The sequence below is a fragment of the Paenibacillus sp. 598K genome (genome assembly GCF_003851045.1).
In the GTDB taxonomy this organism is placed as follows: domain Bacteria; phylum Bacillota; class Bacilli; order Paenibacillales; family Paenibacillaceae; genus Paenibacillus_D.
This window is the reverse complement of record NZ_BFBX01000115.1, coordinates 1-19,392: the sequence shown is the minus strand read 5'-3', so window position 1 is coordinate 19,392 and position 19,392 is coordinate 1. Positions and strand designations below refer to the sequence as shown.

Below are 19,392 nucleotides of genomic sequence, written 5' to 3'. Positions count from 1 at the left end.
ACTCAAAGTGCCTCCTCGACCCAAGGCGCCGATCCTTCCCATGAAAAAAACGCCACTCCAAACGCAGCGATAAATTTGCAAAACACTACTAGTATCTCAAGGAATGGGCGAGAAAGAAAGCACCATTCCTTTACTATATATCCCGCTGTTTTCCTTGTTTTCGGGCTGTAATCGGACAGGTTGAAAAGATGCAAAAAACCTATAAACCGACAGGTTAAAAACCTGCGGTTTCACAGGTTGTTGCCCCTATTTGAAAGCGCTACAATTTCGTAGTAGAACAACAATTGAGGGGGAGAACCATGAAGGCAAACAAGGTTTGGCTTACGCTTCTCAGTCTGATGCTGGCGATCGCACTGGCTGCATGCAGCAGCGGGAACGGAGGCAATGGCCCGTCTACCGAAGACCCCGGCAACGAGCCGCCGGTCACTGAAAATACGGAGAACGACGGCGGCGAGGAGCCGGATGCGACCGCGAGCAACGAGATGGACTTTGATATGGGCGGACGGGTAATCAAGGTCGTCTCCTGGTGGGACATGACGATACCGGAGGACAATCCGGACAACATCCAGCGCAAAGAGAATCTCGAGGCGCTGAAAGCCAAGCATAACTTCGATATCGAGTACATCGCAGTCGACTACGGCGAGTATCAGGAGCGCGTCGTCGCCTCCCTGATGGCTGGCGAGCCGCTCGGCGATATCGTACGGATGGGCAAGGCGTACATGATCCCGACGTTGACCAAGCAAGGCATGTTCTGGCCAGTCGACGAATATACGAGCAACGAAAATGTGTTCAATCAGCGCATCACCAACCTGTACTCCCAGTACGAGGGCCGCGGCTATGGCTTCTCGGAGGGACGCAGCAACCTGATCACCGGCATCTACTACAACCGCACGCTGATGAAAAACCTCGGCCTGAAGCCGCTGCAAGAGTATGTGAATGAGGACAACTGGAACTGGGAGACCTTCATCCAGGTCGCCAAGGAAGCGAATCAGGATACGAACAACGATTCCAAGATCGACACGTGGGGGCTGGCGGGCAGCTCGCTGACCGAGCAAGCGCTGGCTGCCAACGAGACGGATCTGGTGAACGGCGACAAGCATAATCTGGACGATCCGAAGGTCGTCGAAGCGCTGAACTTCATCTCCAAGATGGCGACGGAAGGCGTAGCGCGTCCGACCGAGGGCGGCGACTGGACCGAGCCGGGACAGTTTTTCCGCCAGGGCAATGTATTGATGTACGCGGGTGCTGACTATGAGGCATCCGGACTGAAGCAGGATATGCCGGACTTCGATATCGGCTTCGTGCCGTTCCCGAAAGGCCCAAGCGCCTCGACGTACCATGCCCATGAGCCGGCTGTTCAGTTCCTGACCATCCCGAAGGTCGTGGAGAATCCGGAGCAGCTGATGTACATCTGGGAGAAGATCAACGATATCGAATCGATCTATGACTACCCGGGTCAACAGGGGCTGGAGACCAACTTCGACAACGAAGACGATATTGCCAACGCAAGACTGGCTGGAGACAACATGAACATTATCGACCGCAACTCGTTCCCGTCGCTTCCTTACTTCGACATGGTCGCAGAGATCGAGCAAGGCATCTCGGTATCCACGGTCATTGAGAAGTACAAGGCGCCGATCCAGGCGGCGATTGACGAGGTGTATCAATAACAAGCAAGAATCATTCGTCAGTCCCCATTTTGATTCTTCGAAATGGGGACTGTGTACTTTGCCTACAGGTTAGGAGGTAAACCATGAAGCGTCGTTGGAAGACATACACCATCATCCTGCTCGCCTGTGCCCTTCTCGTCTCGCTTTGGGCCTGGCCGTCTCAACGCTCCGAGCCTTGGCAGGTGCAGGCGCGGGCCGATTTTGAGGCGGTATCGGATTCGGCGGGCGAAGACAGCTACGATGACTACTACAACAGCCATATCGGGGCCGGTCGTCCAGAGGCGACGATCCGTATCCCGGCCGTCGAGTTCGCGGAGACGGCGGACGGCGAGTTCGAGGTCCTCGACCAGTATATGGGCGCGTCTGGCCAGACCGTGCTGACGCCCGAGACCGGCAAGATCGAGTGGCAGGTCGAGGTGCCGGCCACCGGCATGTACAACATCCGCATCCACTACTACCCGATCGCAGGCAAGAGCTCCTCGATCGAGCGGGTGCTGACGATCGACGGCAAGCTGCCGTTCCGAGGCGCCGATCTGCTGCTGTTCGACCGGGTGTGGGACAATCGCGAGGATTATATCCGCCGCGACGATCGCGGCAACGATCTGCGCCCCCGCCAGATCGAGCGTCCGCAGTGGCAGCTCGCCGACCTGAGGGACAGCGAGGGCTACTATGAGGACCCGTACCTGTTCTACCTCGAGGAGGGGACGCGGACGATCGCGCTGGAGGCGCAGCGGGAGCCGATGGTCATCGACTACATCGAGATCTATCAGCGCACCGGGCTCCAGACGTACGAGGAGGTCAAGGCCGAGTACGAGGCGCAGGGCCTGCAGCCGGCGACAGGGCAGTTCATCCAGATCCAGGCCGAGGACGCACTCGTGAAGTCGGCGCCGACGCTCTATCCCGAGTCGGATCGCTCCTCGCCGACCGTCGAGCCATACGATGTGTCCAAGATCCGGATCAACAGCATCGGCGGTCTTAACTGGAAGATCCCCGGTCAATGGATCGAGTGGGAGATCGAGGTGCCGGAGGACGGACTGTACCAGATCGCGCTCAAGCGCAAGCAGGATCAGCTCCGCGGCATCTACTCGACGCGCAGTCTGATGATCGACGGCGAGTACCCGTTCGAGGAGATGAAGCGGCTGCGCTTCAATCACAACACCAACTGGCAGACCGATGTGCTCGGAGGGGAAGAGGAGCCGTATCTGTTCCATCTGACGGCAGGCAAGCATCGGCTGCGGATGACGGTGACGCTCGGCGATATCGCGCCGCTGCTCCGTACCGTCGAGTCGAGCGTGCTGGCGCTCAACGAGATGTACCGCAAGATCCTTATGATCACGTCCAATAACCCTGATCCGCTCCGTGACTATCAGCTGGAGCGCCGCATCCCGGAGATGACGGAGCTGTTCCGCGAGCAGGCGGAGATCATCGGCTCGGTGGCGGATTATCTGGAGGAGGTGACGGGCGAGGCGAGCGACAAGGTCGCGGTGCTGCATGCGCTCGTACGCCAGCTCACCGACATGACGGAACGGCCCGAGACCGTCGCCAGACGGCTCGACAGCTTCAAGATCAATGTCGGCGGTCTTGGCACCTGGATCCTTACCGTGCGCGAGCAGCCGCTGTCGCTCGACTATCTGATCGTCTCGACGCCGGGCGCGGAGCTGCCGCCGGCCGAGGCGACGCTGCTGCAGAAGACCCGTCATGAGCTGGGCGCGTATGTCGCCTCCTACACGGAGGACTACGACAGCATCGGCAATATCGAGGAAAAGCAGCGCGCCATCACCGTCTGGATCACGACCGGACGCGACCAGGCGCAGGTGCTCAAGGGACTGATCGACGATTCGTTCACGCCGAACACCAACATCTCCGTCAGCCTGCGGCTCGTGCCGCCGAACATCCTGCTGCCGGCGACGCTGGCGGGCCAAGGGCCGGATGTGGCGATGCAGATGGGCGAGGATGTGCCGGTCAACTACGCGATGCGCAAGGCGGCGGCCGACCTGAGCGTCTTCCCGGACTTCGAGGATGTCGCGACGCGGTTCCGCGAGAGCGCGCTCACGCCTTATCGGTACAGCGACGGCGTCTATGCGCTGCCCGAGCAGCAGCTGTTCCCGATGCTGTTCTACCGCAAGGATGTGCTCGCGGAGCTGGGCCTGACGCCGCCCAAGACGTGGGATGACGTGTACGCGATGATCTCGGTGCTGCAAAAGCACAACATGGAGTTTTTCCTGCCGATCGAGGATACGATCAACAATGCGGCGCTGGTGCCCAATGCCACCTTCGCAATGCTGCTGTATCAGAACGGCGGCGAGTTCTACAGCGAGAATCATATGTCGAGCGCGCTCGACTCGGAGATCTCGATGGAGGCGTTCAGACGATGGTCACAGTTCTATACCAACTACAAGTTCCCGCTGCGGGCCGACTTCCCGAACCGGTTCCGGACCGGGGAGATGCCGATCGGCATCGCCGATTATACGACCTACAACATGCTCACGGTCATGGCGCCGGAGATCCGCAATCTGTGGGACTTCACGATCGTGCCGGGGACCAAGCAAGCGGACGGCCAGGTGACGCATGAAGTCGCCAGCTCGACCAGCGCCGTCCTGATGCTGGAGAATGCTCGGGACAAGGAAGCAGCCTGGGAGTTCATGAAGTGGTGGACGGAGAAGCAGACGCAGATCGACTACGGCCGCGAGATGGAAGGGCTGATGGGCGCCGCTGCCCGCTACCCGACCGCCAACATCGAGGCGCTCGAGCAGCTGCCTTGGCCGGTCAAGGACTACCGCAATCTGGAGGCGCAATGGCAGTGGGTGCAGGGCATCCCGCAGATCCCTGGCGGCTACTTCACCGGCCGTCATCTGGACAATGCCTTCCGTCGCGTCGTCAATGCGGCCCAAAATCCGCGCGAGGCGCTGAACGACTACATCGTCTACATCAACGATGAGATCACCATCAAGCGGCAGGAGTTCGATCTGCCTGTCCAGTAGGGAGGGAATACGTTGCAAGCCGAAAGAACCGATAATGCGGCCGTCTACGCCGTCCCGGCGGAGAAGACCTCCCGCTGGGCGCTGCTCCGAAAGCAGCTCCACGTCAACAGGCATCTGTACGTGCTGATGAGTCCGTTCATGCTGATCTTTTTCGCCTTTACTGTTATCCCGGTGGCGATGTCGCTGCTGCTGAGCTTCTTCTACTTCAATATGCTGGAGTTCCCGCGCTTCATCGGTTGGCAAAACTATGCGCGGCTGTTCCTGAACGATGACGTGTTCCTGGTTGCGCTCAAAAATACGCTGCTGTTCGCCGTCATCACCGGACCGATCAGCTATGTCGCCTGCTTCCTGTTCGCCTGGATCATCAACGAGCTGTCACCGAAGATACGCGCCTTTATGACGCTGGTGTTCTATGCGCCGTCGATCTCGGGCAACGTCTTCTTCATCTGGCTGATCATCTTCTCCGGCGACAGCTACGGCTACCTGAACGGCTTCCTGATGCGGGTCGGCTTCATCCTCGAGCCGATCCAGTGGCTGCAGGATGAGAAATATATCCTGACGATCGTCATCATCGTCCAGCTGTGGCTTAGTCTGGGCACCAGCTTCCTGGCCTTTATCGCCGGGCTGCAGACGATCGACAAGACGCTGGTCGAGGCGGGCTCGGTCGACGGCATCAAAAACCGCTGGCAGGAGCTGTGGTACATCACGCTGCCTTCGATGAAGCCGCAGCTCATGTTTGGCGCGGTCATGCAGATTACCGCAGCGTTCGCGGTGGCGGACATCTCGATCGCGCTCGCCGGCTTCCCGAGCGTCAACTACGCCGCGCATACGGTGGTGACGCATCTGATGGACTTCGGTACGATTCGCTTCGAGATGGGCTATGCGTCGGCGATCGCGACGGTGCTGTTCGGCCTCATGCTCGGCACCAACATCATGACGCAGAAATTGCTACGAAAGGTAGGGGAATGAGATGTCGACCAAGGTGCTCGGAACGTTCCGTCTGGGCAAGCGGCGATTGAACCGCTCGTTCTCCGTCAGCTTTCTGTTATTCGGTCTGCTGGCCGTCTTCGGCTCCTTTATGGTGCTGCCGCTTGTCTACACGGTCAACAATGCGTTCAAGCCGCTCGATGAGCTGTTTATTTTCCCGCCGCGTTTCTTCGTCAACAATCCGACGTTCGATAACTTCTACGATCTGGTCGCGTTGATGGGCAATTCGTGGGTGCCATTCTCCCGCTACATCGCCAATACGCTGCTGATCACGAGCGTCGGCACGGCGGGCCATATCCTGCTCGCCTCGGCGGCGGCGTATCCGCTCGCCAAGTATCGGTTCCCGGGATCGAAGATGCTCTTCACCATCGTCGTCCTCTCGCTCATGTTCTCGCCGCATGTCACGGCCATCCCGAACTATATGGTGATGTCGTGGCTCGGCTGGATCAACACGCATGCGGCGATCATCGTCCCGTCGCTGGCGTTCTCGCTGGGGCTGTTCCTGATGAAGCAATTCATGGAGCAGATCCCCGACGCGCTGCTGGAGGCGGCCAAGATCGACGGGGCGAGCGAATACCGGATCTTCTGGACGATCATCATGCCCAACGTCAAGCCAGCCTGGCTGACGCTGATGATCCTGCAGTTCCCGGCGCTCTGGGGCACCGATGGCGGCAACTTCATCTACAGCGAGAATCTGAAACCGCTCAACTACGCCCTCAGCCAGATCATCCAGGGCGGGATCGCCCGGGCCGGGGTCGGCGCGGCGGTGGCGCTGGTCATCATGATCGTGCCGATCAGCCTGTTCATCGTCTCGCAGAGCAGTGTCATCCAGACGATGGCGACCTCCGGTATGAAAGATTAGTACACGATGGCGACTACCGGTATGAAGGACTAGCGCACTGTAGCCTAGGGGGTTCACGGACACGGACTGTAGGCGGCCATAATCCTAACGCTCGCCAAGGAGCTTATTTGGCCCAAAAGGCGGCGACCCGCAGGCTAACGCTCGCCAGCGAGCTTATTTGGACAAAACAGCGCCTAAGAGGTCAATTTTTTGAAAATAAGCGCCGTGGCAAGCGTTACGTTGTCGGGAAGCGCAAAAACACGCAAATAAGCGCTGTGGCGAGCGTTACGGCAACGGCGGCGGCTTACAAACGGTGCGTCGGGCGATCCGAGGCCGTAATAACTCTAGAAAGTAGAGTTAGAGCGGTGCTCCGGGTGGTACGAAGCCCTAATAACTCTAGAAAGTAGAGTTACGGCGGCGCGCTGGTCGGTCTGTGATGCGAATAACTCTAGAAAGTAGAGTTACAGTGGTGCGTCGGACGTCCCGTAGGCCGAATAACTCTAGAATATAGAGTTACATCAACACGTCGGGTTAATCGCGCCAATGCCTACTCCTGCCCAAGCACAGCCCGCAACGTTCCCCAATCGTCGATATGCGAGGCGTCGAACAGCATGATCCCGTCGCTGCGCTGGAGTGCGAGCCGACACGCCTCCGCGAGCAGCGGCGTACCGGCCAGTTGGCCTACAGCCAGACCGGTGTAGATCGGCAGCTCGCCCATCGTGACGATCTGCGCCTGCGTCACATACTTGTCGATCTCGCCCGCCGTCTGCTGGTAAGCACCGATGATCAGGAAGTCCAGATGGTCGGTGTAGCCGGTGCGGAGATAGGATGGTGTGTAAAGAGGCGCTGGCTCCAGGCTAAGGCGGGCATCCGGCTGGAAGCGAGGGCTGCACCAGTTGGCCCCGTGCTCATAGTAGCGCTCATACCAGGAGCCTACGTAAGCTGACATCTCGATGCGTCGCCCGGTAGATCGGCTGCAGGCGTCAGCGAGCTCACGCGTCTCGGCGAGGAAGCTGGTGATCGTCTCAGCCCGGAATTCCCACCAGTCCTGCAGCAGCGGTCCATTGATCCGCATATCTGCCGCGTAGACATAGATATCGTCCGGCCAGTGCCGTAGCCGCTTGCCCCGGGCGGCTAGGAAGGCCTCGAACTTGATGCGCGACGTCTCGCTGAAGTCGGCGTATTCGTTGTCGTAGCGGCTTCGATCGTGGACGATGCCGTCGACTTTGTAGTTCGTCATGATCTCCTCGAAGGTGCGCAGCTGGTACGCGCGCGCTTCGTCATGCGCCGGATTGACGAAGGCGACGACGCCTGGGTCGGCGCTCTCCCGCTGACGCTTGATCTCGCCGCCATCGCCAGGAGAGCGCAGCTGCTCCTCCCATCCGGGATGCTCGTTCAAGACGCCGTATTCGCCGTACAGGATCGAGCCTTCCGCGAAGACGTTAATCGAGGCATGGATGCGCAGGCCCAACTGATGGCCGTATGCGACGAACAGCTCTAGCAGGTCGAGCTCTGGATGAGCGCCGGCCTTCTTGGCCGCCCGGATGCGGCTCGCGTGTGGGCGGCCGGTGAGGGTCGTCTTGCGGTACGTGACGAAGCCCTCCACCCCGAGCACATCGAGCACGATCATCGTCACGCCGGCCGAGCGGGCCTGCCGCAGGAACGTCTCCACCTGCTCCGGCGACTGAAAGCGGCGGCTGTTCGCGCCCTGGTCCACCCAGAGGATGACCTCGGGACGCTGGCGCGAGCCTCCTTGCCCGGCATCGGATTGTTGGGCACGAGCAGCGCCATCGGCGGGCAAGGTCGTCCCCGCCGCTTCGATGTCCCAGGCTTGCACGTCACCTAGCGATCCTCGTAAGTCAGCTGGCGACCTCTGCTCACCTTGGGACTGTCGTGCCGCCCCGCTGCGTTCGCCGCCATCCGCGCGTCCGGCTGACGTATCCGTCCGCGCTGCCTCCTTTTGCTGTTGGATGATCGCTCCGTCCGGATTGCCATCTCCGTCCGTACTCTCGCCTAACTCCGAGGTCGCAGCCGCCTTGTCTTCGGCAGACGCATACCGCTCCGCCAGACGCTCCAAGCCATGGCGGCAGAAGATCGCCAGCTCGGACCGGTCGAGGGTCTGGCCTTCGGCGGCGAGCGCGAGCCCGACATAGTTGGCGCCGGGAGAGAGGGCGCAGGTTGCCGAGAAAGTACCGTCCTCCCGGATGACGACGTGCTGGCCGTCGAGCCGCAGCTCGACCGACGTGCCTCGCGGCAGTCGCCGGATAGTGCCGGTGATCGTCGTGCGCGGCTCGCTTGTGCTGAACATGGCATGCCGATCGAGGACGATCTGCGGATGGTTGCCGCACGTCAGCTCGCCGATCGCGATGAGCTCGCCATGCTTGCGAAGCTTGAGGCGGTCGCCGGGCTTGAAGCGGCTCTCGAGGTATTGACGGGCCTCGTCATGGGCGCCATCCTCGCCGAGAGCGACAAGCACCAGGCCGCCCCTTGGGATGATGAGACGTATGGTGCCTGCCTCGCGCCATAGCGGCGAGGAGATATGACGCTCGGGACGCACCACCTGCAGCACGCTCAGATCGGCAGCGACCTGGACGGCGGCACATGAGGCCGGCAGACGTATCGTACCGCCATAGGCGCTGGTGTATACGGTCAATCCGGGCCCCGGCGCGATCGGCTCGCCCGGATCAAGCGCGGTCAAGGGCTTGCGGATACCCTCTACCGTAATCGTAATATCCTCGGGCGCAGCCTCGATCTCCAGGCCCAGCACCGCTGGAGTAGCTTGGTTGCTCATGTTGCATCATTCCTCCTCTTCATCCGGCCGCATCCATGCAGCCGCTGCAACGCCAGAAGAAGGACTCGCCTTGGGCGAATCCTTCTCTGTTGGCGTGTCTTGCGATTACTTCGAAGCGAACCATTCGTTGGCTGCCTCGACCATGTCCTTGCCGCCTTCGGCGTGCCATTGGGCGAGGAATTGGTCATAGTTCGCCAGTGGCTCGGAGCCTGCGATGAACTTCAGCACATTGTCGTCGAGCAGCTTGTTCAGCTTCAGCATGTTTTTCGATACCGCTTCGATCGGCGGCGCTGTCGACATCGGATCGACGACGACTACGCCCTCGGCGTTGGCTTGGAACTGCTCATAGTACGATTGCAGCGTCGGGTCCTTGCGGACGCGGGCCTGCCAGAAGGTCGGGTAGTTCACTTCGTCGACCGCTGTCATAAAGGAGCTCGCGTTGTTCAGATCGTCGTTGAACTTCGGCAGGATCGGGAAGTACTTGCCGTCCTTCACCTCGTGGTGCACGCCTTCCTCGCCGATCGCCATCCCCTTGAATGTCTCCGGCTCCAGTTTGGCGTTGAGCAGCTTCATGGCGTCGTCTTTATTTTTGGACGATTTCGGAATCGCGATAAACCAGCTTGTATTCGCCAGCGCGCCGACCTGGACTTCGCCGTCTTTGTTTTTCAGATAAGGGATCGGCGTTACCTTGGCGTCGGGATTGTTATCATTCAGCGCGTTGATCGTATTGCCTGCGTTCCACCAGGCCAGCTTGTAGACGCCGGCGCGACCGCTGGAAAATTTCTCGATCGCTTTGGCCGCTGTATTAATTGGCATCTCGGTGTCGAGCAGACCCTCGGTGTACAGCTTGTTCATGTAGCCGATGAAGTCCTTCATCTCTGGCAGCTCGGCGCGGTGCATCAGCTTGCCGTCGACTTCCTTCCACTCGGTCAGCACGCCGAAGGCTGCGGCGATATCGCCATAGATCGTATCGTTGCTGCCAGTCAGCGGCACGATTTTTTTGGCATCGCGGATCGCGACCAGCACATCATACAGCTCATCGGTTGTCGTCGGCATCTCCAGGCCGAGCTCCTCCATCCAGTCCTGACGGATGACCAGCTCCTCGCCGATGCTGACGCCTGCGCCGGTCTCCGGCAGCGCGAAGATCTGGTCGTTGATCGTTGCGCTGTTCCAGGACTCGGGCTTGATGGCGTTTTTGATATGGTTGCCGTGCGCCTCGATCAGCTCGTCGAGCGGCTCCAGCGCGCCCGCGGTAGCCAGATTGTAGAACTGGGCGGCATTCAGCTTCATCAGGTCGAAGCTCTCTTTATTGGCCACCATCAGGTTCAGCTTCTCGTCGGCATTCTCGGCCGGCAGCATATCGTAAGTGATGTTGTAGCCGGTTTTCTCCGCGATGTACTTGGCTGTGTAGTCGGTATTGGCATCGAAGCGGCTGTACTGCATGATCATCTTCAGATCGGCCTTTTTGTCGCTGTCCGCCGGTGTGTTGCCGTTAGCAGGCGTGTTCGACGGCGTCGAGCCGCCGCTGCAGCCAGTGACCGCGAGGCTTACGCCCAGTGCAAGCGTGAGCAGACTAGATTTCTTCTTCATACAATTTCCCCCTAAAAGTTATATTGTGGTCGATCCGTGCCCGTAGGCTCCACTTGAGGACCGTCCGGGCAACACGTTTAACCTTTGACCGAGCCGACCAGCACGCCTTTGACAAAATACTTCTGCAGGAACGGATAGACGAGCAAGATCGGTACGGTCGCCAGCAGGATCGAGGAAGCCTGGATCGACTGCGGCGTCGTGTTGAGCGCAGCGTCGATGTTGTCCTTCAGGAAGTCGCCCGTCGAGGAGACGAACAGCTCCTTGAGATACAGCTGGAGCGGCTTCAACGCCGGGTTGGTGATGTAGATCATCGAGGCGAAGTAGTCGTTCCAGAAGGCGACGGCGAAAAACAGGCCGATCGTCGCCATGACCGGCGTCGACAGCGGCAGGATGATCATCAGCAGGATGCGGAAGTTGCCTGCGCCGTCCAGCTTGGCCGACTCCTCGAGGGCGTCGGGCAAGCCTTCGAAGTAGTTTTTGATGATCAGCATGTTGAAGACGTTGACCATCGCCGGCAGGAACAGCACCGGCAGCGTGTTGACCAGCCCGAGATTCTGCATGAGCAGATAGGTCGGGATCAGGCCGCCGCTGAACAGCATCGTGAAGATGAATAGGAGCAGCAGCCCTTTGCGTCCCCGCAGTCTCGGCTTGGAAAGCGGGTAGGCGGTGATCGTCGTCAGCAGCAGGCTGAGCGCGGTGCCGATGACGGTCAGCAGTATGGAGATCTTCAGCGCGTTGAGGAACATGTTGTCCTGCAGCACATACTGGTACGTGCCCCATTGGAAGCCGATCGGCAGCAGGCCGACCCGTCCGGCGATGACGGCCTCCTCGCTGCTGAACGACTTGGCGATCAGATTGAGGAAGGGTAGGATCGTAATGATGCTCATCAGGATAAAAAACGTGTAGTTGAACGCGGCGAACAGCTTCTCGCCGACCGACATCTTGATGCCGACCGAAGCGCCCGCCGCGGCGTTGCTCGGACTTGCTTGCTCTAAGTTGCTCATACGCACTCCCTCCTAAAAGTTTTCCGAAGGAAAACTCGCTTCGGAAGCATATCTACCAGATGCCGCGCTGCAAATATTTGCGGCTGAGCGAGTTGCCGACGATCACGAGCGTAAACGAGATGACGGCCTCGAACATGCCGACGGCGGTGGTGAAGCTGTAATCCTGATTGCCTAGTCCCATCCTGTACACGTACGTGCCGATGACGTCGGATACCTTGTAGACGACCGGGTTGTACATGACGAGGATCTGCTCGGTGCCTGCCTCGAGGATGTTGCCCAGACGGAGGATGAACATCAGGACGATGATCGGCGCGATTCCCGGCAGCGTGACGTGCCAGAGCTGGCGCAGCTTGCTGGCGCCGTCCATCTTGGCGGCCTCGTACAGCGACGGGTCGATCATGGAGAACGCGGCCAGATAGACGATCGTGCTCCAGCCCGTCTCCTTCCAGCCGGCCGAGGTGATCAGCACGCTGCGGAAGACGCTGTTGTCGAGGAAAAATGAAATCTGCTGCAATCCGAGCGAGTTCAGCAGCTTGTTGACGAGTCCGCCGTCGGTGGACAGCAGGTCGATGAACAGGCCAGCCACGATAACCCACGACAGGAAGTGGGGCAGGTAGATAATCGTCTGCACGGTTCGTTTGAATACCATCTTGCGCAGCTCGTTGAGCATCAGCGCGATGATGATCGGCAGCGGGAACAGGATGACGATCTTCAGCAGGCTGATGATGATCGTGTTGCGCAGCACGATGGCGAAGTCCGGTGACGTGAACAGCTTGGCGAAGTGCTTGCCGCCTACCCACGGGCTGTCTGCGAAGCCGGCGAAGATGTTGAAGTCCTTGAATGCAATGATGATGCCGTACATCGGCGTGTACTTGAACAGCAGCAAGAATAAAATGCCGGGTACAAGCAGCAGGTACAAATCCCACTCGCGGCGGATATCCAGCAGCAGTCGGAGCAGATAACCTCCTTTGCTCCGCTTGCGGGGCATGGTGTTCGGTGCAGGCTCCATCGTCTTCTCCTCTCCTGGTGAAATCTTGTTACTGAAAATACTAGCGCGGAACGGGGGCGAAAAGTAGGAGAGGCTCATATCCTTTTTTGGTACTTTGATGTTGTGTCGAGCGGACAGGGAGAATACAATCAGATGGAGAGCGGTTGGAAAATAAGGGGCATAGAGTAAAGTTTTGTGGATATGGAAGCGGGGAGTGATCATGCAAGGGTGGTGGAGGCTGAACACGTTTCGCAAGCAAATGTTCGTGCTGTATGCGGGCGTCATGCTGTTGATCCTGGTAACTGTGGGCATCTATATCAACTCACAGGTCAGTCGGCTGCTGCAGAGCAATGCCGAGCAGCACATGGATAATACGGCGGTGCAGGCGATCGCCAATGTGGAGCTGCTCATGAAGCAGATCGACACGTTCTCCTCGCAGGTCGCGACCAATGCTATGGTGCAAGCCCTGCTGCAGGACAGCTATCTGGGCAAGCGCGCCGGGTTCGATCAGCTGCAGCTGCTCCAGCAGGAGGTGCGGAAGCTGGAGGCGTACCAGCAAGGCATCCGGGCGATCGAAATCTATAATCTGGCGCATGAGAGCTATCTGCCGCTCGGGGACGAGCGTCTGGAGGAGCGGTATGACGAGGAATGGGTGCAGCAGGCCGACAAACTGGCGGGGCGGTTGGTATGGGCTACGTACAGCGAGGATTACCCGGACAGTCTCGTCACGATGCGCAACATCCGGCTGATGAATCAATCGTTCCAGCATGTCGGCTATCTGGTCGTACATGTCGATTTGTCGCTATTCGATCTGCCTGCGCTGACGAATACGCGGCGAGGCGACCAGAGCGATTACGTCTGGTTGACGGATTCGTTAGGGCACGTCATTTTTACGAATACCGGGCATGCGCTGGATTTGCCGATGGCTACAGGGGCGCTGGACGTAGTGGATATCGAGGGCGAACGATACTTTAATGTCAAGCGCAGTCTGTCGCTCACAGGCTGGGAGCTGAGCATCTTGACGCCGGTGCGCAAGGCGACCGAAGGTCTGGCGCTGCTGCGTTCGACGATTCTGATCGCGTTCCTGGCGAGCAGCGTGCTGTTCCTCATCCTGAGCTACCTGATCGCCGAGCGGATCAGCCGACCGATCCTGCAGCTGATCCGCGCCATGCACGGGGCCAGGCTGGGCGGGCTGAAGCCTATCGAGGCGAAGAGCAATACGATCGAGCTGGCGGAGCTGAACCATACGTACAATCAGATGGTCGATTCGCTACAGGCGCTTATTCAGGTCGTCTATGAGAAGGAGATTTTGCAGAGCAAAACCGAGCTGAAGGCGTTGCAGGCCCAGATTCACCCTCATTTCTTGTTTAATACGCTGGAGGCCTTTTATTGGGAGCTGGAGGAGCAGGGGCAGGACGAGCTGGCGGAGATCGTCGTCGCGATGAGCGGGGTATTCCGCTATGTCATCACGAAGCAGGACAGCGATCAGTGGGTGACGGTCGGCGATGAGCTGGAGCATGCGGAGCGGTATCTGCGGATTATGAAGATGCGGCTGATGGATCGCTTCGCATGGGAGATCCAGTGCGACGAGACGTCCAGGCAGGTGCCGATCCCGAAGCTGATGATCCAGCCGATCATCGAAAATGCGATCGAGCATGGCATCGAGCGCAGCATGAATCGCGGCAAGCTGGTCATCCGCGTCAGCCATATCGCTGGCCCCGCCGTAGCTGACGCTGGTCCTGCCCACGCGTCTGAGGTCGAAGCGGCAGCGGCTGGCGATGATCCTGCCCGCGCGTCAGAGGTCGAGGCGGTTGCGACTGGCGCTGGTCCTGTCCATGCGTCAGAGGTCGAAGCGGCTGGGGCTGTAGCGGAGACCCTCCCTGCGGACGTGGTCGCCGGAGCAGTCCCTGTCGGAGCGGACGAGCTGGAGATCGCCGTCATCGACAATGGACCGGGCTTCACGAGCGATCGGCTGCACAAGCTCATGCACGAGCTGGCGCAGGGCGCGTCTCATCTGCACGACACGCAGGAGGGGCATCTCGGGGTCGGGCTCAAAAATACGCATCAGCGGTTAAAGCTGTATTACGGCAGCGCCCATCGCGGGCTGGATATTGTCAGCTCGCAGCAAGAGACGAGGGTGGGCTTCCGCATACCGAGGTACAGGAGGGAGGAACAGGGATGATCCGCATCTTGATCGCAGACGATGAACCGCGCACCCGCGAGGGGATCAAGCGCGTGCTGGAGGGCTGGCTGACGGAGAGCTATCATATCGCGGTGGCGGACAACGGCGTCCAGGCGCTGGAGCTGCTGCGGCAGCAGCCGGTCGACGTGTTGATCTCCGATATTCGGATGCCCGGTCTGACGGGGCTGGAGGTCGTGGAGCAGCTGAGCACTGTCGAGCATAAGCCGCATTGCATCTTTATCTCGGGCTATTCCGAGTTCGCTTATGCGCAGCAGGCGATCCAGCTCGAGGCGGTCGATTATTTACTGAAGCCGCTGGCCAAAAAGGAAATCCTCGCCGCTCTGCACAAAGCGCTAGAGCGCAGAGCGGACAAACAGGCGCAGGAGCAGATGAAGAAGGTGACGGACATCCGGCTCGCAGAGTTACAACAACGAGCAAGCCATCCCGAGATCAACAAGGCGCTCGATTATGTGCGCGCGAACCTTAGCGAGCCGATTTCCGCCAAGCAGTTGGCCGGACTCCTGCCGATGAACGCCAACTATTTCAGCCAGCTCTTCAAGGAGCAGATAGGCATCAGCTTCTCCGACTATGTGACGCGGCAGCGTATGCAGCTCGCCAAGCGGTTGCTGCTCACGACCTCTCTATCGATTCAGGAGATCGCCGAGCAGACCGGTTATCAGACCGACCGTTATTTCATTCGCGTCTTCCGCGCGCACGAGCAGCTGAGTCCGGCGCAGTTCCGCAAGCAGCGCTAAGCGGCAGAGGACTATTGCCCGCAAGAACTGTTCCTGAGGGGCTGTTCCATAGCCGTCGACGGGGTCTGGAACAATCTAACAAAAGTGGAGTTTTCCCTAATCGATGTGTCCATACAGACGCCGATATTCCCGATACAATAGAGCTGCAAGCGATTTCAGTGAGGGGGTATCTTTAAGTGAAAATTAAAAAGAAACTAGGCTTGTTCGCGCTAGCTATGGCGCTGGTAGCGGCGGGGTGCTCCAGCGGCTCCAACGACAATACTGGCGGAGCAACCGGAGGCAACACGCAAGCTGAGGGCGGCAAGCAGGGCGCCAATGAGGCGGTGACGATCAGCTTTATGCATCTGTGGCCGGAAGGGGTGTCGGCGGCGCAGAGCAAGGTGGTCAGCGAGATCGTCAAGCAATACGAGGATGAGCATGCCGGCGTGACGATCAAGATGGAGGTGCTCGACAACGAGCAGTACAAAAACAAGCTGAAGGTGTTGTCGACGTCCAACTCCTTGCCGGATGTAGGCGTCACGTGGTCGGCAGGCTTCCTGCAGCCGTATGTGGAGGGCAAGCTGTTCGCACCGCTTGACGATGTGCTGGGCGACGGGCTCGGCGATCAGTTCGTGGCGGGGACGACGGACGCCTTTGCGATCGAGGGCAGCACCTACGGGCTGCCGTTGGAGTTCAACATCGCGCCGATCTATTACAATACGGAGATTTTCGCCAATCATAATCTGACCGCGCCAACGACCTACGAGGAGTTCCTCAACGTCGTGCAGACGCTAGCCGATCAGGGCGTAACGCCGATCGCGCTGGGCAATAAGGATCGCTGGACCGGATCGCTCTGGTATATGTACCTGGCGGACCGGATTGCCGGGCAGGAGTTGTTCTCCAAGGCGCTGGCGGGCGAGGAATCGTATATGCAGGACAGTCTGCTGCAAGCAGCGGGCGAGGTGCAGCATCTGGTCGACCTGAACGCTTTTAACAAAGGCTTCAACGGCTTGTCCAACGACGAAGGCAAGGCGGACTTCTACAACGAGCAGGCTGCGATGTACCTGATGGGGACATGGGAGCTGGCCAACTTTACGGCCAATCCCGACATCCCGCAGGAGTTCAAGGATAAAGTCGGCTTCTTCAAATTCCCTGTCGTCAGCGGCGGCAAAGGGGACAGCAATAGCTGGGTAGGCGGTCCTGGCGTTGGCTTGTTCGTCGCCGAGAATTCGCCGGTAAAGGATGAAGCCAAGGCGTTCGTGAAATATTTCGTGGAAAAATGGGGCGAGAAGTCCGTCACCGATGCGGGCGTTATCCCGGCGACCAAGGTCGATACGGCCAGCCTGGAGCTGCCGCAGCTGTATGCCGATCTGTTCAATGAGATGAATCAGGCGTCGAGCATCACGCTCTATGCCGATGTTCAGCTCGAGGCGGAGGCGGCCGAGGTCCATCTCAATCAGATTCAGGCGCTGTTCGGCAAAGAGACGACCCCGGAGCAATTTTCCGAGGCGCATGAGCAAGCGATCAACAAATAGGCGAACAACCAAGGCTGCTCTACAAAGCCATGCATGCGGGTGGCGTGGAGCGGTCTTTTCACCTGGCTGGAGGCGAGAAACGACATGAACAAAATGATGTCCAACAAATGGATTATTGCAGCGTATATGATGCCGGCGCTGCTCCTGCTGGGCTCGATCATCTATGTACCGATCTTCCTGACGGCGTATTATGGCTTGCACAAATGGAACGGCATCCAGGCGATGGAGTTCCTCGGGCTGGCCAATTACAAGACGTTGGTCGGCGACCGGGCGTTCTGGAGCAGCGCCTATCACTCCTTGCTGCTGGCTGTGTTTTCCTGCCTCAGTCTGATCGGCTATCTGATCATCTCGCTGGTGCTGGCTTCGAGGATCAAGGGCGCGCAGCTGCTGCGCAAAATCTATCTGATCCCGATGCTGCTGTCCTCGGTGGCGATCGCCCAGCTCTGGCTGAAAATCTATCATCCGTCCAACGGTCTGCTCAATGTGTTCCTGGAGCGGCTGGGCTTTGCCGATACTCCGGCGTGGCTGGCGGAGCCCTCTCTGGTGCTGGGGGCGATCTTCGTGCCGATCCTGTGGCAGTATGCGGGCTTCTATATCCTGATCTACTACGCGGCGCTTAAGGGCGTGCCCAAGGAGGTCGAGGAGGCGGCGACGATCGACGGCGCGAGCGCGTGGCAGATGGCCTGGCGCATCAAGGTGCCGCTCATCTCGGAGGTGCTGAAGGTGACGGTCGTGCTCGCCGCTGTCGGCTCGCTCAAGTACTTCGACCTGATCTATGTGATGACCAACGGCGGACCAAACGGAGCCAGCGAGGTGATGGCCTCGTATATGTACCGGATCGCCTTCAAGTCGTTTGACTTCGGCTATGCGAGCGCCGTCAGCTTCTTCCTGCTGCTGATCTGTCTGATCGTCACGTGGCTGATCCGCAGAGCGACGGCCTCGGACGACAAGATCCAATACTCATAGGAGGGAAGCGACGGTGAATAGCCTATCTGTAAAAGCGACGGCAGGCAAAACGATCCTTTATGTCGTGCTCAGCGTCATCGCGCTGCTGCAGCTGTTCCCAATCTATTGGCTGCTGACGTTTTCGCTCAAAAACAACCAGCAAATCTTCGGCGCCAACCCGGTGGCATTCCCGACGCAGCCGCGTTGGGAAAACTACGGCAAGGTGTGGAGCGCGGGACATATCGACACGTACTTTATCAATAGCGTCTGGATTACGGTGGTCGCCACCTTGCTGACGGTGACCATCGCCTCCTTTGCGACCTACGCGATTACCCGCATGCGATGGAAGGGCAGCAAGCTGGCGCTCGGAGCGATCATGCTGGCGATGATGATTCCTGTCCATTCCACGCTCATTCCGCTGTACAGCTTGTTCGACAAGGGTCGGCTGATCGATCAGCCGCTATCGCTGCTGATGTCGTACACCGCCTTTAACCTGCCGATTACAGTGCTCATCATGCTGGGCTTCTACTATGCGATCCCCCGGGAGATCGAAGAGGCGGCGATTATGGACGGCAGCTCGGTGCAGCGTCTCGTGCTGACGATCATCTTCCCGATGACCGGCACCGTCGTTGCGACGACGGGGATTATCAACATGATCTACAACTGGAATGAATTCATCTTCGTCAACACCTTCATCAGCTCCAACGAATGGAAGACGCTCACGGTGGGCGTGCAAAACTTCATCGGTCAATACGCCACCGACTGGGGGGCGATCGGCGCGACCCTGATGATCAGCATTCTGCCGATCCTGCTCGCCTTCGTCTTCCTGAGCAATCAGATCGTAGAGGGATTGGCGGCCGGCTCGGTGAAGGGGTGAGGTGGGCGTGCTGCCGCAGGCGAGAGATGCACGAGGGCCTTTCGAGCGTCGCCGGGAAACCGTGGGCGCCCTCTGGCGGCCAGGTGGCCTAAGCGTCGCCGAGCGCCTAGGTGCCCCGTGCGTTTCGGACACCTCAAGCGCAAGTGACCTTCCTGATATACAGTTACTATAGACGTTGCTCGGTCTCGCGCAATCGCTAACTGCAAAAATACCTTTATTTATGCTCCAAAGCGGGTGCGAACGGAATTTTAATGCAAAAGTGCAGTT

Annotated in this window: 13 protein-coding genes; 9 read left to right on the top strand and 4 right to left on the bottom strand. The window is 59.1% G+C overall.

Going from position 1 to position 19,392, the window contains the following annotated elements; translation table 11 throughout:
- Window positions 1–299: 299 nt before the first annotated feature.
- The 4 genes from PA598K_RS27835 to PA598K_RS27820 all read left to right on the top strand — a co-directional run bounded on the left by PA598K_RS27835 (window position 300) and on the right by PA598K_RS27820 (window position 6,500).
- The gene (locus PA598K_RS27835; RefSeq protein ID WP_128660070.1) at window positions 300–1,670 is read left to right on the top strand and encodes an ABC transporter substrate-binding protein; all 1,371 of its coding nucleotides are present in this window, start codon (window positions 300–302) and stop codon (window positions 1,668–1,670) included.
- 83 nt (window positions 1,671–1,753) lie between these two features.
- The gene (locus tag PA598K_RS27830; protein WP_128660069.1) at window positions 1,754–4,651 is read left to right on the top strand and encodes an extracellular solute-binding protein; all 2,898 of its coding nucleotides are present in this window, start codon (window positions 1,754–1,756) and stop codon (window positions 4,649–4,651) included.
- 12 nt (window positions 4,652–4,663) lie between these two features.
- The gene (locus tag PA598K_RS27825; RefSeq protein WP_128660068.1) at window positions 4,664–5,620 is read left to right on the top strand and encodes a carbohydrate ABC transporter permease; all 957 of its coding nucleotides are present in this window, start codon (window positions 4,664–4,666) and stop codon (window positions 5,618–5,620) included.
- Between the two features lies 1 nt (window position 5,621).
- The gene (locus PA598K_RS27820; protein WP_128660067.1) at window positions 5,622–6,500 is read left to right on the top strand and encodes a carbohydrate ABC transporter permease; all 879 of its coding nucleotides are present in this window, start codon (window positions 5,622–5,624) and stop codon (window positions 6,498–6,500) included.
- Window positions 6,501–7,026: 526 nt separating this feature from the next.
- On the opposite strand, the gene PA598K_RS27815 is transcribed toward PA598K_RS27820, so the two are convergent.
- The 4 genes from PA598K_RS27815 to PA598K_RS27800 form a co-directional block, all read right to left on the bottom strand.
- A complete protein-coding gene (locus tag PA598K_RS27815; RefSeq protein ID WP_128660066.1) occupies window positions 7,027–9,270 on the bottom strand; it encodes an alpha amylase family protein in 2,244 nt (747 codons plus the stop codon).
- 105 nt (window positions 9,271–9,375) lie between these two features.
- Window positions 9,376–10,860 (bottom strand): extracellular solute-binding protein, encoded by a 1,485-nt coding sequence (locus PA598K_RS27810; RefSeq protein ID WP_128660065.1) that lies wholly within the window; start codon window positions 10,858–10,860, stop codon window positions 9,376–9,378.
- A 77-nt stretch (window positions 10,861–10,937) separates the two neighbouring features.
- Entirely contained in the window at window positions 10,938–11,864 is a 927-nt protein-coding gene (locus PA598K_RS27805) for a carbohydrate ABC transporter permease (RefSeq protein WP_128660064.1), read from the bottom strand.
- Between the two features lie 52 nt (window positions 11,865–11,916).
- On the bottom strand, window positions 11,917–12,873 hold the full coding sequence (locus PA598K_RS27800; RefSeq protein WP_128660063.1) for an ABC transporter permease: 957 nt from the start codon (window positions 12,871–12,873) through the stop codon (window positions 11,917–11,919).
- 199 nt (window positions 12,874–13,072) lie between these two features.
- On the opposite strand from PA598K_RS27800, the gene PA598K_RS27795 reads away from it, so the two are divergent.
- The 5 genes from PA598K_RS27795 (at window position 13,073) to PA598K_RS27775 (ending at window position 19,125) form a co-directional block, all read left to right on the top strand.
- Window positions 13,073–15,034 carry a cache domain-containing sensor histidine kinase gene (locus tag PA598K_RS27795; RefSeq protein ID WP_128660062.1) on the top strand — a complete coding sequence of 654 codons (1,962 nt, stop codon included), beginning with the start codon at window positions 13,073–13,075 and terminating at the stop codon, window positions 15,032–15,034.
- A complete protein-coding gene (locus PA598K_RS27790) occupies window positions 15,031–15,789 on the top strand; it encodes a response regulator (protein ID WP_128660061.1) in 759 nt (252 codons plus the stop codon). The genes PA598K_RS27795 and PA598K_RS27790 overlap by 4 nt, the downstream gene beginning before the upstream one ends.
- Window positions 15,790–16,004: 215 nt before the next feature.
- The gene (locus tag PA598K_RS27785; RefSeq protein ID WP_128660093.1) at window positions 16,005–17,303 is read left to right on the top strand and encodes an extracellular solute-binding protein; all 1,299 of its coding nucleotides are present in this window, start codon (window positions 16,005–16,007) and stop codon (window positions 17,301–17,303) included.
- Between the two features lie 84 nt (window positions 17,304–17,387).
- Complete coding sequence (locus tag PA598K_RS27780) at window positions 17,388–18,269, top strand: carbohydrate ABC transporter permease (RefSeq protein WP_128660060.1); 882 nt, start codon at window positions 17,388–17,390, stop codon at window positions 18,267–18,269.
- 13 nt (window positions 18,270–18,282) lie between these two features.
- Window positions 18,283–19,125, top strand: coding sequence for a carbohydrate ABC transporter permease (locus tag PA598K_RS27775; protein WP_128660059.1), 843 nt, complete (start codon window positions 18,283–18,285; stop codon window positions 19,123–19,125).
- The last annotated feature ends 267 nt before the right edge of the window (window positions 19,126–19,392 follow it).